This window comes from Blautia sp. OF03-13 (assembly GCF_003460685.1).
In the GTDB taxonomy this organism is placed as follows: Bacteria; Bacillota; Clostridia; order Lachnospirales; family Lachnospiraceae; genus Fusicatenibacter; species Fusicatenibacter saccharivorans.
Genome location: NZ_QTVR01000012.1, coordinates 99788 through 116232, shown reverse-complemented (window position 1 = coordinate 116232; position 16445 = coordinate 99788). Strand labels below are relative to the sequence as shown.

Here is a 16445-nt window from a genome sequence, read left to right as displayed (position 1 = left end):
GCCATGCAGCTCTGTGCGCTTATGCGGTATTAGCAGCCGTTTCCAGCTGTTATCCCCCGGTATGGGGCAGGTCACCCACGCGTTACTCACCCGTCCGCCGCTCAGTCAATTAAGAATCAATCCGAAGAAATCAACTTAACTGCTTCGCTCGACTTGCATGTGTTAAGCACGCCGCCAGCGTTCATCCTGAGCCAGGATCAAACTCTCTGATAAAATGTTTGTTCCAAGTTCAAAATCAACATACTAGCTAATTTATCCCTTTTACTGTTTTAAGGATCTTTCGATCGTTTTGAATTACTTATTCAGAACTTTCGAGGATGTGTTTCATTGTTTAATTATCAAGGATCTTTGCTGTTCTCTCGATCAGCAACTTGTTTATTTTATCAAACTCATTTGCATTTGTCAAGAACTTTTTTCAACTTTTTTTCAAAGCCGAGCGGAGAAGGAGGGATTTGAACCCTCGCGCCGCTATTAACGACCTACTCCCTTTCCAGGGGAGCCCCTTCAGCCAGCTTGGGTACTTCTCCATAGTTTGCCTGATTCATAATCAGATATTCAATTAACTGAGTTTTGAGCGGAGAGGGTGGGATTCGAACCCACGCGCCCTTTCGGACAAACGGTTTTCAAGACCGCCTCGTTATGACCGCTTCGATACCTCTCCGTGTGTGAATTCAAATCTCGGTAACTCCCGAAATCATCTCAGTTTTTGGCTTGTCAGCTTTGCGTTTTTATCTCTCTCGCTCAGCGACATTCGTTATTATATCAGCAGTGTTTCAGAATGTCAACCACTTTTTTGAATTTTTTTTACATTTTTTTCAATTTCTTTTTCGTTTTCGCTGTTTTTCCCTGTTTTGCAATTCACACATTTGTTTTTATCCATTTATAGTTTGCTTTCTGTATTTTGCTTTTTTCTATTTTTCTGCCAGAAAGCTCTCTGCAACGAGCAGATCCTCCGGTGTTGTGATTTTTATATTTTCATAGCCGCCTTTTACCATCACTGATGCGATTCCCATCTCCTGCTCCACAACCATGGCATCGTCGGTGATTCCTTCTGTGGAATGCTGCATCAGTTTTTCGAATGCCGGAAACAGAAGCTCTGCTGCAAAGGCCTGCGGGGTCTGTGCCTGCCATACGAGATCTCTTCGCGGGCTTTCCCTGATTTTTCCGTTTTCATCGGTAAGCTTGATGGTATCCTTGACCGGCATGCCAAGGACACAGGCTTTTTCTTCTTTTACACATGCGCAGAGACGTTCCAGCATTTCCTGGTTTAAAAACGGGCGGGCGCCATCGTGAATCAGAACGTAATCGGTCTTCTGATCCTGTTCGCTTTCCAGGCTTTTCAGCGTCTGCAATGCTTTCCAGACAGATTCATACCGTTCCCTTCCGCCTGCGCATACGGAAACAGTTTTCTTAATTCCATATTTTTCGATAATCTCTTTCTGACAGTATTCTATTTTATCCGCACCTGTCACAAGAATGATCTGGTCAATCTCCGGCGAATGTTCAAAAACCTCCAGCGCGTAAACCACGACTGGTTTTCCTCCGATTTCCAGAAACTGTTTTGCTACGCTTCCGCCCATCCGGGTTCCCTTTCCGGCTGCCAGGACAACCGCAGTGTATTTTTCTTTCTTCTCGCTCATCTTTTCCTCCGTTTTCTACAAATGCAAAAACTCCGCAGCAGATCTCTCTTCTCCGTTCTGCTGCGGAAGTTTCTTTTTCTTATCGTTCTCCAAGCTTCAGGTTCGGTACGGCATTCAGGTCCCAGCCGTGGCGGGTTCCCTTCTGGTACTCGTAGTAAGCTGCCACACCGATCATGGCCGCATTGTCGGTACAGAAGATCGGGGACGGACGGTAAAAGCGGATGCCCTCTTTTTCACATGCTGCTTCCATCGCCGCGCGGAGTGCCCCGTTCGATGCAACGCCGCCGGCGATCGCCAGACGGTCCATATGGTAATCTTTGGCCGCACGGATGGCATTATCCACCAGAACGTCCACAACGGCCTGCTGGAAGGACGCAGCGATGTCTGCTTCGACAATTGGTTCGCCTGTCATCCGGCATTTGTTCAGATGGTTTAAAACGGCAGATTTTACGCCGCTGAAGCTGAAGTCATACGGCGCATCCTCCATGTGGGCACGCGGGAAGTCGATGGCGTGCGGGTTTCCTTCTTTTGCCAGCTTGTCGATCTTCGGTCCGCCCGGATAGCCGAGTCCGATGGCACGGGCTACCTTGTCGAAGGCTTCTCCGGCTGCGTCGTCTCTCGTTCTTCCGAGGATTTCGAAAGAACCGTAATCTTTTACAATGACAAGATGGGTATGGCCTCCGGAGATGATTTCACACAGGAACGGCGGCTCCAGATCCGGGTGTTCGATATAGTTCGCCGAGACGTGGCCTTCAATATGGTGAACGCCGACCAGCGGTTTCTTTTTTGCATAGGCGATCGCTTTTGCCTCTGCCACGCCGACGAGAAGTGCGCCGACAAGACCAGGGCCGTACGTAACACCGATCGCATCGATATCATCCAGAGTGACATCGGCTTCTTTTAAGGCCGCTTCTACAACCTGGTTGATTTTTTCGATATGTTTTCTGGATGCAATTTCCGGCACAACACCGCCATACAGGGTATGGATGGCGATCTGGGATGAAATAATGTTAGACAGCACACATCTTCCGTTTTTCACGACGGAGGCTGCGGTTTCATCGCAGGAGCTCTCAATTGCAAGAATCAGGGTATCTTTTTCACTCATTTTTCGTTTCCTCTTCAAATAACAGTTCTACTGATCTTCCGTCTTTTCCAAGCTCTGCGGCCGGGAAAATCTTCTGTACCTCATCCATGTACCGCTGCGGGCCGACGAGCGACGGGGAAAAGTGGGTCAGCCACATTTCGGCAGCCTCGGCATCTTTTGCCAGTTTTGCCGCCTCGTAGAAGGTCATATGCTTAAATTCTTTTGCTTTTGCCTGTTTTTCCGGCTCGCCGTACATTCCCTCGCAGATGAAAAGGTCGGAGCCTTTCGCATGTTCGGAGATCGACGGAATCGGGCGGGTATCGGTGCAGTAGGTCACCTTCAGTCCTTTTCTGGCAGGGCCGAGGACCATGTCCGGCGTATACGTCTTTCCATCCAGGGTGACAGTCTCGCCTTTCTGCAGCGGATTCCAGCATTTAATCGGAATTTCCTGTGCTTTAGCGCGCTCCACATCGAATTTTCCCTTGCGGGAGATCTCCAGCGAATAGCCGTAGCAGGTGATATTGTGCTGCACGCGGAAGGCTGTGATTTTGTAGCCGTTCATCTCGATCACTTCCTCCGGCGCTGTCACCTCGTGAAATACAATCGGGAACGGCAGCTCCGGGCAGATGACACGCAGTGAATTGACGACGCGCTCCAGGCCTTTTGGGCCGATCATGGTCAGCGGTTCTCTCCGGTCAGTGTTTCCCATCGTCAGGAGAAGTCCTGGAAGGCCGCTGATGTGGTCTGCGTGGTAATGGGTGAAGCAGATGGCATCAATCGGCTTAAAGGTCCAGCCTTTTTCCTTGATGGCAACCTGGGTTCCCTCGCCGCAGTCGATCAGAAGGCTGCTTCCGTTGTATCGGGTCATCAGGGCGGTCAGGCGTCTGCCTGGCAGAGGCATCATACCGCCTGTTCCCAGTAAACATACATCTAACACGTTTTTCCTCCATATTCTATCCGGCTTTTTCGAAAGCCGGTCAGGTATTTTACGTTGAAAAAGCGTGTCCAAAACGGTTTGTTTCAGACACGCTCTCATCTTAACACAGTTTTTTCAAACACGCAATGACGCGGGTTTTATTTATTTGCTGTCATGACAGCTTCCTTCATCATGCGGACATACGTATAGATGTGCTGCTCCGCATGAGTGCCGTACTTCGCAATCATTTTGACGATAGCGCTTCCGACGATGACACCGTCCGCAATTTTTGCAATGTTGGCCGCCTGATCGGTCGTGTTGATGCCGAAGCCTACGGCTACCGGAATATCGGTTACTTTGCGGATTGCGGCGATCATGGAATCGAGGTCTGTCTTGATCTCGCTTCTGACACCGGTAACGCCCAGAGACGATACGAGGTAGATAAAACCTTCGGCGTCTGCGGCAATTTTCTGGATGCGCTGCTCAGACGTCGGCGCAATCAGGGAAATGACATCTACCTGATGGCTGCGCGCAATATCGTTTAATTCGCCTTTTTCCTCATACGGCATATCCGGGATGATGATGCCATTGATGCCGACTTCCTCGCATTTTGTAAAGAACGGCTCGTATCCGTAATGGAACACCGGGTTTAAGTAGGTCATAAACACCAGCGGAATGTCTGTTTTTTTGCGCACGGAGGCTACCATATCGAAAATTTTATCGGTGGTAGTTCCGGCTTTTAAGGAACGGAGGTCTGCCTCCTGGATGACAACGCCCTCGGCAATCGGATCCGAGAACGGGATTCCGATCTCGATCAGGTCTGCGCCTGCTTTTTCGAGCTCCAGAATATAATTCTCTGTTTTTTCAATGTTCGGGTCTCCGGCTGTCAGAAACGGAATGAATGCTTTGCTGTTTGAAAATGCTTCTGTTACTTTACTCATGAAGATCCCTCCCTCTGTATCTTGCAATGGCTGCTACGTCTTTGTCTCCGCGTCCGGACAGGCAGATGATGATGGAGTCTTCCGGATCAAATTCTTTTGCGATCTTCATCGCATGGGCTACTGCATGGGCACTCTCGATCGCACAGATGATACCCTCGGTTCTTGCGAGGTATTCAAAAGCTTCTACTGCCTCATCGTCCGTTACCGGAACGTATTCGGCGCGGCCGATGTCATGCAGATATGCATGCTCCGGTCCAATGCCCGGGTAGTCAAGGCCTGCGGAAATCGAGTAAACCGGTGCGATCTGACCGTATTTATCCTGGCAGAAGTAGGATTTCATACCGTGGAAGACGCCGAGTGTTCCGGTTGCAATGGTTGCTGCAGTCTCTGCGGTGTTGACGCCGCGTCCTGCTGCCTCGCATCCAATCAGGCGGACATTTTTGTCATTGATGAAGTTATAGAACATACCCATCGCATTGCTTCCGCCGCCGACGCATGCCATGACGGCTTTCGGGAGTTTTCCTTCTTTTTCGAGGATCTGCTCTCTTGCCTCTTTGCTGATGACAGCCTGGAAATCGCGGACGATGGTCGGGAACGGATGCGGGCCCATAACGGAACCGAGAACGTAGTGGGTGTCATCGACACGTGATACCCACTCGCGCATCGCCTCATTGACGGCATCTTTTAAGGTCATAGTTCCGGTAGTAACGGCATTTACTTTTGCACCGAGAAGCTCCATCCGGTATACATTGAGGGCCTGACGGTCGGTGTCTTCTTTTCCCATGAAGATCTCACACTCAAGTCCCATCAGCGCTGCTGCCGTTGCGGTTGCCACACCGTGCTGGCCGGCTCCGGTCTCTGCGATGACACGGGTTTTTCCCATTCTTTTTGCGAGGAGGCACTGTCCGAGCACGTTGTTGATTTTGTGGGCTCCGGTGTGGTTCAGATCCTCTCGTTTGAGGTAAATTTTTGCTCCGCCGAGATCCTTTGTCATTTTCTCTGCGTAGTAGAGAAGGGACGGGCGGCCCGCGTAATTTTTCAGCAGGTCATCGAGCTCCTGGCAGAACTCCGGATCGTTTTTATAATAATTGTACTGTTTTTCCAAATTGATAATTTCATTCATCAGAGTTTCCGGTATGTACTGGCCTCCGTGAATACCAAATCTTCCGTCAGACATGTCTTATCCTCCTTATGCATTCTGTGATTTTTTCCGGGTCCTTTACGCCGTCTGTCTCGACACCGCTGCTGATGTCGACGGCGAAGGGATGTGTCTGTAAAATCGCCTGTTCCACATTTTCGGCGTTCAGGCCTCCCGCAAGGAAATACGGGCGGTCCATGTTTCTGATCAGTGACCAGTCGAACGATTCGCCGGTACCGCCTTTTCCGTGGTCGAGAAGGATGTAATCGGCGCTGCTTTTTTTCGCCTTTTCGACGTCCTCCCTGGTTTTGATGGAAAATGCCTTGATCAGTTCCCCGCCGGTGCGGAACCGGAGCGAATGGATATATTCTTCACTCTCATTTCCGTGGAGCTGTGCCAGATCGATGACGCCCTCTTCGAGGTATCCTGCGACAATCGCCGGAAGCTCGTTCACAAAGACGCCGACCGCCTGGATTTCGGGATCCAGATAGCACCGCAGCGTCACGGCATGTTCTTTTGTAATCTGTCTGCGGCTTTTTGCAAAGACAAAGCCGACATATTCGGGCTTCAGCTCATTCACCGCATCGATGTCTTCCAGCCGTGTGAGCCCGCAGATTTTGATTCTGGTCTGTTCTTCCATAACGTTTGACTCCCCGTGCGCTCTGTTTTGTTTCGCGCACTTACGTTACCACTTTAACACATTGAAGAGAGTTTTTCAAGCTCTGCTTTTTTGTTGCTGCTCCGCATCAGCGTTTCGCCGATCAGAACGGCATCGGTTTTATTCTGATACAGTCTTCCGACATCCTCCGGCGTTTTGATGCCGCTCTCGGATACGAAAACAATGTTTTCCGGGACAAGCTCCCGCAGCCGCTCACTGTTGTGGATATCGACCGTGAAATCTTTTAAGTTGCGGTTGTTGACGCCGATGATCCTTGCTCCGGCGCGCATGGCCTGTGCAACCTCCGCCTCATCGTGGGCTTCCACAAGAGCGGAAAGGCCGAGGGAATGCGCTGTTTCCAGATATTCTTTTAAGGTTTCCTCCGGCAGCAGCGCACAGATCAGAAGGACAGCGGTGGCTCCGAGCACCTTTGCCTCGTAGATCATATAGGGATCCACGGTAAAATCTTTCCGCAGAACCGGGATGGATACGGTTTCTGCAATTTTTTTTAAGTAACGCTTGTCGCCTTTGAAGTATTCCGGCTCAGTCAGGCAGGAAATGGCGGAGGCACCGGCCGCTTCATATTCCTTTGCGATCTCCAGATAGGGGAAATCTTCTGCGATGATGCCCTTCGACGGGGAGGCTTTTTTTACCTCGCAGATAAAGGACATGCCCGGCTTTTTCAGCGTCTGTTCAAACGGGAATCCGGTGTCCGGGTTCATCGCCGTTGCTTTTTCTTTCATTTCTGCAAGAGAACACTTCTCTTTTTCTGCAGCGACACGTTTTCTTGTGGCTTCTGCAATCGTTTCCAGTATCATATGTTTATTCCTCTTCTGCCAATTTATTGGCGAGTGACACAAACTCTTCGAGTTTTTTCTGTGCTTTTCCGCTGTCGATCAGCTCCTCTGCCAGTTTTACAGCGTCCTGCATCGGGATTTCTTTTGCTACATGAAGGGCTGCGGCGGCATTCAGGACAACAGCGTCTCTTGCCGGGCCTTTCTTTCCTGCAAGAATTTCTTTCGTAATTTCAGCATTCTCCTGCGGGGTTCCGCCGACCAGCTCTTCTTTGGTACAGCGGGTCATGCCGAACTCTTCCGGTGTGATGACGTATTCCTCAAACGTTCCGTCCTTGATCTCGCAGACGCTTGTCGGTGCGCTTAAGGAAATTTCATCGAGGCAGTCCTGGCCGTAGACAACCATGCCGCGTTTGACACCAAGATTGGAGAGAACTTCTGCCATCGGGCGGACAAGTGCTTCCTCGTAGACACCCATCACCTGCATCGTGGCTGCTGCCGGGTTGGTCAGCGGTCCGAGGATGTTGAAAATGGTCCGGATGCCGAGCATCTTGCGGACCGGTGCCACGTATTTCATGGACATGTGGTATTTCTGTGCGAACAGGAAACAGATTCCAAGTTTTTCCAGAACTTCTTTGTTTTTCTCCGGCTCCAGGTCGATTTTGACGCCGAGCGCTTCGAGACAGTCGGCTGCGCCGGATTTGCTCGATGCGGCGCGGTTTCCGTGTTTCGCAACTGCGACGCCGCCTGCAGAGATCACAAGGGATGCTGTTGTGGAGATGTTGAAGGAATTGGATTTATCTCCGCCGGTTCCGACGATTTCCAGAACATCCTTGTCATGTTCCATGTGAACACCGTGCTTTCTCATGCCGTTGGCACATGCGGTGATCTCTTCGATTGTCTCGCCTTTCATCGTCATGGCAGTTAAAAATGCGCTGATCTGGATCGGATCGGCTTTTCCTCCCATGATTTCATCCATGGCGCCCTCTGCCATCTCGTAGGTTAAGTTCTCTTTATTTACCAGTTTTACAATCGCTTCCCGAATCATATTCTGTTTCTCTCTTTCTTTGCTGTCCTGTGATCTATCTTGTAATTTTTAAGAAGTTTTCTACCATCTGTCTGCCCTGCGGGGTCAGAATGGATTCCGGATGAAACTGGACTCCGTAGATCTTTTTCTCACTGTCCTCGACTGCCATGACCTCGCCGTCTGCAGTTCTTGCCGTTACCTTTAAGGTTTCCGGCAGTGTCGCTTCATCAGCTGCGAGGGAATGGTATCTTGCAACCGGAACGGTTTCCGGCAGCCCCTGGAATAATTCCGAGGTAAGATCCAGCGTTGTCTCGGACTGTTTGCCGTGCATCAGCTGTTTCGCATAGGTGACGGTCGCGCCGTACGCGGCACAGATTGCCTGATGGCCGAGGCAGACACCGAGGATCGGGATCTCGCCGCCTAATTTTTCTACAATCTCCATGCATCGGCCTGCCTGCTCCGGACGGCCCGGTCCGGGAGATAAAATGATGGATGCCGGTGCCAGTGCGCAGATTTCGTCGATCGTCATCTCATCGTTCCGGATGACCTTCATGTCCGGATTGATCGAACCGGCGAGCTGATACAGGTTATAGGAAAAACTGTCATAATTATCTACCAGCAGTATCATAAGTTGCTTCCTCCTTCTGCCTCTGCAAGTGCGACCATCACGGCCTTTGCTTTGTTGATGCATTCCTGATGCTCTTTTTCCGGTACGCTGTCGGCTACAATGCCGGCACCGGAGCGGACGAACACTTTTCCGTTTTTCTTAAACGCAAGCCGGATTGCAATGCAGGTGTCCATATTTCCGGTGAAATCCAGATAGCCGATCGCACCGCCGTAAATGCCGCGCTTGTTGTTTTCCAGCTCGTTGATGATCTGGCAGGCACGGAGCTTTGGTGCACCGGAGAGGGTTCCGGCCGGGAGAACGGAATCGATGGCATCGACTGCGGTCTTGTCTTTCCGAAGCTGTCCTTTTACAGTGGAACCGATGTGCATGACGTGGGAGTAACGCTCGATTGACATGTATTTTTCTACTTCCACGGTTCCGAAATCACAGATCTTTCCGAGATCGTTTCTTCCCAGATCAACCAGCATGTTGTGCTCGGCACGCTCTTTTTCATCGGCGAGGAGTTCTTTTTCCAGCCGCTGGTCTTCTTCATAGCTCTTTCCTCTCGGCCGCGTTCCGGCAAGCGGGAAGGTCCGGACCTCTCCGTCCTCGACTTTTACGAGAGTTTCCGGGGATGCACCGGCGATCTCGACATCATCACTCGAGAAGTAGAACATGTACGGCGACGGATTCGTCGTGCGGAGAACGCGGTACGTATCGAGGAGGCTTCCCTCAAAATCAGCTTCGAGCCGGTTGGAGAGAACGAGCTGGAAGAGGTCTCCCTCGTGGATATAATGTTTGACCTGCTCGACTTTCTCACAGTACGCTTTCTCATCGAAGAGCGGGCGGAACTCGGATTTCAGGTGGCCGGCTTTCGTCTCGGCCGGTTTTCCAAAGCGGATCAGCTCTTCCATTTTTTCGAGTTCCTGTACGGCTTTTACGTAATTTTCTTCGAGATTTTCGGTTTCGATATTAATCATCAGTACGATTTTCTGACGGTAATTATCATAGGCGATGACCTTATCGAACAGCATCAGGTCGACATCTTTGAAACGTTCCTGATCTTCTGCGTCCAGCTTTAAGGTCGGCTCGCTGTACTTGATGTAATCGTAAGAGAAGTATCCGACGAGGCCGCCGGTGAAGGTCGGCAGTGTCGCGATCTTCGGACTTTTATTTTTCTCAATCAGGGTTTTGATGACGGCTCCCGGATGGGCTGTCTTTGCAGTCAGCCGGATCTGTCCGGTCGGAAGCTGTTCTTCGTGGCTTTCCGGAATATCTTCTACTTTTTTCATCTCTGCCGCATCGGCGGTGATTGTCAGGTTTCCGTTGACACAGGTGAGTTCCAGCGACGGATCGTAGCCGAGAAAAGTGTATCTTCCCCACTGTTTTTTATCCTCCACGCTTTCGAGCATGTAGCAGTGGCTGCTGACGCCCTGCAGGACTTTCAGTGTTTCTACTGGTGTACGGATATCCGAATAAATTTCTCTGCTTACCGGGATTTTCCGAAAAGCTCCCGATGCGGCTGCTTTTGAAATTTCTTCTAACGTCATCTGTTTCATCTTGTTATCTCCTCTCCTTGTGTCTGCAAAGGCTGTCATCAACACTGGTCCTCAGAACCAATTTCTGATATACAAAAAACCGCCCCCGGCAAAGAATCACTTTGTTCTTTGCCAAGGGCGGGTATATTTTTATACTCGTGGTGCCACCTTGTTTTGCGATTGCTCACACGCTCTGCAGAATACGATCATATTCCTGGCAACTAACGTATGCCTGCACGTTACAGAATACTCAGACGGTTTCCCGCTTTTCCCTGTACCCTCCGTGGTCCATTTGCTGATCCGCTTTCTGTCCGGCTTCCACCTGCCCGGGCTCTCTGTGAGTGCGCTTCCAACGTTATCTCCACTTCATCGGTTTCGAAGTATTTACTTTTTTCTTATGCGCTGTATTATAGTCCCATTCTTTTTTGCTGTCAAGTAATTTTTTTGTTCTTTTTGTTCAAAGTCCGGTATTTTTATGATATTCCCGTGTCCACGCCGTAAGAGCTTCGTCCAGATCGTGCGGGAGCTCGACCTGCATTGCCTCGGTGATCTGGCGGTCCATCTCCCGTTTCGTCTCGGCATCCACTTTCCGCTCGGTGCACATCTGCTCATAGGCGTCCTGTCCTTTGCTCATGTAGACCGCAAACAGCCAGCTCTTTAACGATGCTTTCGTGTGCAGCTCTTCATTTGCTTTCTGAAAGCACGTAAGTGCTTCATTCATCTGGAACAGACTTGCGTAGGCACAGCCCATGTTGTTGTAAATACTTCCGGTGAACTGGCTTCCCATGTTGGTTTCGTTTTCCTCGGTATCTTTCAGCGTTTCCTGGTAAACCTGGATCGCATTGATATATTTTTCGTGGTCGACAAGGTAGTCTCCCTTGATTTTTTTCCGCACAATCTCCGGCTGCTCCTCGAACCGTTTCAGGCGCTCATTCATCTCACGGAACTGATCGTGGGAAAGATAATTGATCTCCTTGAAGATCGGCAGGATAAACTCACCGATGTTCTTTTTCTCCTCCAGAAGGACGTAGAGACGCTGGTACAGTCTTCTTAAGTGGAGTTCTTCTTTCATCCACACCAGCAGCTGCTCGTTAATGATGGTCTCGTCCAGCAGATAGATGTTGTGGTACAGATAATAGCACAGTTCCTCGATGGAATATATATTTGTGCTGATGTTGGAAATATAATACGGATTTTTCGCCCGTTTGACCTGACATAAAATATAACCGCTCATCGTTTACACCTCCCCCATCGTCTCGTGCCAGATTTTGTGGCTTGCCGGGAACATATCGCCAAACCCTAAATCCTCTGCGGTGATCTGACACGTAACCGGAGAATCATACTCCAGACGCAGACGGATCCGTGTTGTCTTCGGCGGCCGTTTGGGCAGCCCGTCCAGCTTCATGGTATAGCGGTTTCGTTTTCCGCTTTCCATGGAGCTTACAACAAATTCCAGCTCCTCTGTTCCGTCGAGGATCAGCTCACATTCTTTTTCTGCTTCATACCAGTTCACACCGGCTGCAATCAGCGCATAGTATGTCGGAGAACCATTGATCATCATCTCCATGCCGATGTTGTAGCGCACGAGGTCATTTCCGAGGAAGAGATAGCCCTTTAAGCGGCGCTCCTCCACTTTTTCGCGCGCGGAAAAGCAGGCGCCCTGTGCAAACAGGTTCGTTCCGCCGAAGATTCTTCTCTGGTTTTTCTTTAACTGACGCAGAGAGTTGTCGGCCCAGGCAAGGTCGAACTCCTCGCTCACCAGAAATACGCTGGAATAAATTTCATTCCCCATCGCTTCTCCCATCAGATGGCAGAAATCGCGGTCGCGCTCCATCGGCTCGATCGAAAGTGCGGCTTTTGGCCCCCGTTTTACGGTCACAGTTGCCGGCTTCGTTTTACGGCTGATGGAAAGTTCAGAAAACGATGCTTCCTCATCTTTCAGGAAAAACAGACCGACTTTACGGCTCCAGAGCTCCGGCTTCTGGTTCAGCACATGGCAGTAAAAGCTCTCGTCATGCTCCTGCAGGTAGGCTCTGCCGCGCGGAAGTCCGATTATCTTGTATGCTTCACGCACATTTTCCACAAATGGACGGGTCAGATGGCCCGTGGTGATCATCATCGCCTGGATCTGCTGGTCCGGGCGCTCGATGCCGATCATCTTCAGTGCTTCGCGAAGGAACGTGCCAAGGACTTCTCCCGGCGTGTAATCCCGGTTTTCGATCTGGCAGATGCGGGATCCCATGCAGATCTCGTACAGATTGTCCAGCCAGATGCCGTTTTCCGCGTGAGCAGATTTTTCTGCATCCGGTCCTGTTTTCCACGTTTCCTCATTCCGTTTTTTGGCAATGGCGGTCGGAAATTCCACCGCCTCTTCTCCTTCTTTTACCGGGATGGAGACGGCCGTATGGGTTCCCCTGTCATAGCAGCAGAACTGGGAATATTTCTCTCCAAAATCAAATCCTAAAATTAAATTTTTCTGTTCCATGTCGTATCCTCCTGCTGCTTCTTTTCATCCACAAGTGCAAAACAGTTCCGAACCAGAGCCTCCTGCTGCAGATACTTTTGGAATGCTTCTTCTGCTTTTTCCGAATCTCCTGCCGCGCGCGCTGCTTTCATCTGATTCAGAAGCTGGTACCGCGTCTTTCCTGTTTTTGGTTCGCCGGTCATGGAGACGGTTTTCACCTCTGTTTTTCCCTCGCCCTGACGGTTCGTAAAGGTCAGGTAATACTCCATTTTCTCGCCGTAGAACAGCAGAAACTCTTTCACAAAAATGCCCTGATACATATTGCGCATCGGTTCGCTCTTCCATGTTTCTTCGGCGTTTGTCCGGTAATGAATCGTCACCTTTGCCTCCGCTCTCTGGCGCTCCTCGATGAACATGCGGTCGCCGATCTGGAAGCCTTCGGTCAGGTGCTCCGGCAGATCCTTGTAGAAGGCAAAGCGGAGTCCCTGTTTCGTAAACGCCAGAAGCAGGGTATGCGCCTCTTTTTCTTCCTCCTCAGAAAGCTGCGGCTTCGTGGAAAGATGTTTCAGCATCGCAAAACGGCAGATCTCGTCCAGCTCCCAGCCCTGTTTCCAGGCGCGGTCCAAGTAGTCAAACATCTGATCCGAAAGCGGTTTTCCGTCCATAAAATAGCCGATCGCAAGATACGTCAGGTATGCCAGAATGACATGCTCTTTTCCGCTCTGGCGGATGTAGCTCTCCAGCATTTCCTGCTCCCACTTCGGGTGGCTGCGCACAAAGACGGACCAGGTCAGAATGCGCTCCTCCAGCTTGTCGCTCTCCATCTGAAAGCCGCGGATTTTATCCCATAAACTGCACATATCCTCAATAGAACCGGTGAAATAATCTCTCAGATAGCACAATACAATTTCATCGTAAATGCCCTGTTTTACCACGTAGGATGCCAGATAGAGAAGCTCCTCGTCCTCTGTAAACTCTTTTTCCAGAATCATCGCATGCGCCAGACGGAAGAGACACGACACCGGGATCTTTTCGTAGCCGTACCGATCCGTCAGGGCAAAGGCGCGGCTGTAACAGCCGTAGCGTACCAGAAGCTCGATCGTAGAAATACGGTCCACCTTTGCGTAAGCGCTGTCCTCCAGCTCTGCAACAGCTGCCTCGGTCTCACGCTCATCCGGATGGGCAAGATAGTATTCCAGCAGTTTCTGACGCACTGTTTTCCGGTAAGCACTGGAAAATGCGCTCGTGCGCGCTGCCTGCTGATACCAGGCAAGATTTTCTGCGGTAAGCTGCATCTCCTCTTCCTGCTCCCCGCACAGGTGCAGCAGCAGACCCGGATTTTCAATGGCAAAACCGCCGCAGGCACGGGCAAGCTCTTCATCCGTAAACAATGGCTCTATGCGGCAGGTTTCTGTCACCGCATATCTTCTGCGCTGCTCATCTTCGAGAAGAATCCGCGCTTTTTTGCCATACAGACGGATATAAGCACCCCGTTCCGTCATCGGATAGGACGTTTCGCCCGCCATCGCCGGATGGCAGACGATCACACGCGTGATTTTCGGATTTTCACACGTTACATGATGGGTAAACAGCACATTTGCGATCGCTTTTGCGCTGTCGGGATCTTCCGGTTTTTTCAGAAAAGTCCGGTACAGTGCGGCGTATTCGCGGTTCATGCGGCCTTTCTGGATCTGTCTTGCCGTGAAAACCTCCATCGCCGGGCGGTAGCTCTGGAATGTATGGCGGTCTTTTTCGCGGTTTTTGATCACGTTGGCGTAGATCAGCGCTTTCTTCTGGCCTGCCAGTGTGTTGCTGTAGGAGAAATACATCCGGATGACCTGCGGAAGGACCTCGTCGAACGACGCATCCATCGTTTCGATATAGTACTCGTACAGGCGCGTGATGCGGATGTTCCGCTCCACGGCTTTTGCATACCACGGGAAATATTCCTTCCGCACCGGGCGGCCCTTCATCACCAGTTTGCAGATGGCTTCGAGCACTTCATCGGATGGAAAACGCTCATAGCCCGCAGTCAGAATCTGATAGACATTCTCATCGAACGTTTTCATCGTCTCTGTAAGATAAGCGGCCCGTTTTAACAGTTCCCCGCTTAAAATGCCTTCTTTCTGCGCAAATTTCAGCACCTGAACGGTGAACGGCGAAATCCGGCGGAGCTGTCCCTCCTGGCGGAGATAGAGCTGTGCCGCATCCAGATACAGAAGCGGGCTCTTGCACCCGCACTCATAGCAAAGTTCCATCGCGTAGAGCTGACGGGTCAGCGACTGCTGCCAGGAATCGTCGGCATCAATGGCAAGCTTTAACAGAAAATAGCTTGCACTCTCCTGCCGCATCAGTGTTCCAAGGCGTGATACCAGCTCGGTATGGCCCACTTCCATTTTCAGCTTCCATGCCAGATACAGATACGCTCCTTTTTTCTCCGCGGTGTCCAGCAGTTCCTGATGCTCTTTTACGTAAGAAAGCGTTTCTCTTGCTTTTCCGGTTTCCTCATGGCTCTCGTACAGCCATGCTTTTCCCAGCGTCACCCACGCCATGTCTCCGCCGGCTTTTTCGAACTGCTCGATGGCCTCCCAGGTGTCCTGATACCAGGTACGGTAGTCGCGTTTATGGACTGCCAGATCGAGATAGCCGCGCGCGATGGCAGTTATCTGACGGTCGCGCTCCGTATTTTTCCTGCTGGTCACATGTTTTTCGCTGTTTGTCACTTCCAGTTCAAAGCGAAGCTCCTGTTTTCCCTGACGCACCGTAATTCTGCCGTAATGGCGGCCGTTTCCGATTTTCTCCTGATGGATAATGTATTCCACACCGTAGACGCTTCCGATGAAATCTTCTGAAGTGACGACTTTCTTTTCCACTTCCAGAAAGTCTCCCTGCACCTCGATTTCCATGCGGACGTAGCCCCAGGTATTTTTATACAGATACAGTGTTTCCTTGCGCGGCTGGTCCACGGTAAGCACAGTTTTCTCCGGCTGTTCCGCCGAAAGCATCACCGGCTCTTTCTGACCGAGGGCAACCAGAAATTCCTCCAGGTGCTGAAATGTCACCGGCTTGTGGGACAGTCCCTGATAAAGTGCCATCTGCTCCGGTGCCTCTTTCTGAAGAAGACGTGCAAACTCTTTTTTTACAAAGAAGCGGTACGCTGCGCCGAAATCATGGCTTGCCAGATGCACAAAATCTGCCAGGGAATGAATCTCCTGTCCGGAAATGTTCATTGTCTTTCCTGCAATCGAGACGTGTACCCGCACGCAGCGTTCCTCCAGATTGCTGCTGACGGTGATGTTTCCACAGATTTCATCGCCTGCTTTTAATCCGCTGGTATCCACGCCGTACTCAATCGTACTCGCCGTTCCCTGGAACTGATTTTTCGCCAGAACGATTCTCTGATGATCTGTGGTCACAATTCCTTTTACTCTTCTCCCGTCTTCCGCTCCGATATTCAGCTCTCCGCGGAAATTCTGCCCCTCGTCCAGCGTCAGGGCCACCTCCGTCTCGGACAGCAGCAGATGGGGAACCTCATATTCAAATCTGCCGTTCAGCAGTTGTTCCAATCTTCTTCTCAATGTTTTTCACCTTATTTTATCTAAATCGTTTTCGTTCTTTTCCACAACGTCTGATTATAC

At 50.7% G+C, this 16445-nt stretch carries 13 protein-coding genes, 2 tRNA genes and 1 rRNA gene; all 16 read right to left on the bottom strand.

Annotation, left to right across the window (positions count from 1 at the left end):
- A 16S ribosomal RNA gene (locus tag DXA55_RS10995) occupies positions 1–213 on the bottom strand; the annotation flags it as partial.
- Between the two features lie 224 nt (positions 214–437).
- Positions 438–527, bottom strand: a tRNA-Ser gene (locus tag DXA55_RS10990).
- Positions 528–575: 48 nt separating this feature from the next.
- A tRNA-Ser gene (locus DXA55_RS10985) sits at positions 576–661 on the bottom strand.
- A gap of 250 nt (positions 662–911) precedes the next feature.
- Positions 912–1640 carry a 2-C-methyl-D-erythritol 4-phosphate cytidylyltransferase gene (gene ispD, locus DXA55_RS10980; RefSeq protein ID WP_055219901.1) on the bottom strand — a complete coding sequence of 243 codons (729 nt, stop codon included), beginning with the start codon at positions 1638–1640 and terminating at the stop codon, positions 912–914.
- A gap of 79 nt (positions 1641–1719) precedes the next feature.
- Entirely contained in the window at positions 1720–2745 is a 1026-nt protein-coding gene (tsaD, locus tag DXA55_RS10975) for a tRNA (adenosine(37)-N6)-threonylcarbamoyltransferase complex transferase subunit TsaD (RefSeq protein WP_022462650.1), read from the bottom strand.
- Positions 2738–3661, bottom strand: a complete 924-nt coding sequence (locus DXA55_RS10970; RefSeq protein ID WP_022462651.1) for a ribonuclease Z — start codon at positions 3659–3661, stop codon at positions 2738–2740. Before DXA55_RS10970 ends, tsaD begins: the two co-directional genes overlap by 8 nt.
- Positions 3662–3798: 137 nt before the next feature.
- Positions 3799–4581, bottom strand: coding sequence for a tryptophan synthase subunit alpha (gene trpA, locus DXA55_RS10965; RefSeq protein ID WP_055219903.1), 783 nt, complete (start codon positions 4579–4581; stop codon positions 3799–3801).
- Positions 4574–5758 carry a tryptophan synthase subunit beta gene (trpB, locus tag DXA55_RS10960; RefSeq protein ID WP_022462653.1) on the bottom strand — a complete coding sequence of 395 codons (1185 nt, stop codon included), beginning with the start codon at positions 5756–5758 and terminating at the stop codon, positions 4574–4576. Before trpB ends, trpA begins: the two co-directional genes overlap by 8 nt.
- Positions 5751–6359 carry a phosphoribosylanthranilate isomerase gene (locus tag DXA55_RS10955; RefSeq protein WP_117814153.1) on the bottom strand — a complete coding sequence of 203 codons (609 nt, stop codon included), beginning with the start codon at positions 6357–6359 and terminating at the stop codon, positions 5751–5753. The genes trpB and DXA55_RS10955 overlap by 8 nt, the downstream gene beginning before the upstream one ends.
- Before the next feature lie 53 nt (positions 6360–6412).
- Positions 6413–7195 carry an indole-3-glycerol phosphate synthase TrpC gene (trpC, locus tag DXA55_RS10950; protein WP_055219907.1) on the bottom strand — a complete coding sequence of 261 codons (783 nt, stop codon included), beginning with the start codon at positions 7193–7195 and terminating at the stop codon, positions 6413–6415.
- 4 nt (positions 7196–7199) lie between these two features.
- Positions 7200–8219 (bottom strand): anthranilate phosphoribosyltransferase, encoded by a 1020-nt coding sequence (gene trpD, locus DXA55_RS10945; RefSeq protein WP_117814151.1) that lies wholly within the window; start codon positions 8217–8219, stop codon positions 7200–7202.
- 34 nt (positions 8220–8253) lie between these two features.
- Positions 8254–8826, bottom strand: coding sequence for an anthranilate synthase component II (locus DXA55_RS10940; RefSeq protein WP_022462657.1), 573 nt, complete (start codon positions 8824–8826; stop codon positions 8254–8256).
- Entirely contained in the window at positions 8823–10364 is a 1542-nt protein-coding gene (gene trpE, locus DXA55_RS10935) for an anthranilate synthase component I (protein ID WP_117814149.1), read from the bottom strand. The genes DXA55_RS10940 and trpE overlap by 4 nt, the downstream gene beginning before the upstream one ends.
- Before the next feature lie 436 nt (positions 10365–10800).
- On the bottom strand, positions 10801–11577 hold the full coding sequence (locus tag DXA55_RS10930; RefSeq protein WP_055267938.1) for a hypothetical protein: 777 nt from the start codon (positions 11575–11577) through the stop codon (positions 10801–10803).
- A gap of 3 nt (positions 11578–11580) precedes the next feature.
- Positions 11581–12828 carry a DUF5716 family protein gene (locus DXA55_RS10925; protein WP_117814147.1) on the bottom strand — a complete coding sequence of 416 codons (1248 nt, stop codon included), beginning with the start codon at positions 12826–12828 and terminating at the stop codon, positions 11581–11583.
- Positions 12810–16385 carry a DUF5717 family protein gene (locus DXA55_RS10920; RefSeq protein ID WP_147342014.1) on the bottom strand — a complete coding sequence of 1192 codons (3576 nt, stop codon included), beginning with the start codon at positions 16383–16385 and terminating at the stop codon, positions 12810–12812. Before DXA55_RS10920 ends, DXA55_RS10925 begins: the two co-directional genes overlap by 19 nt.
- Positions 16386–16445: the final 60 nt, after the last annotated feature.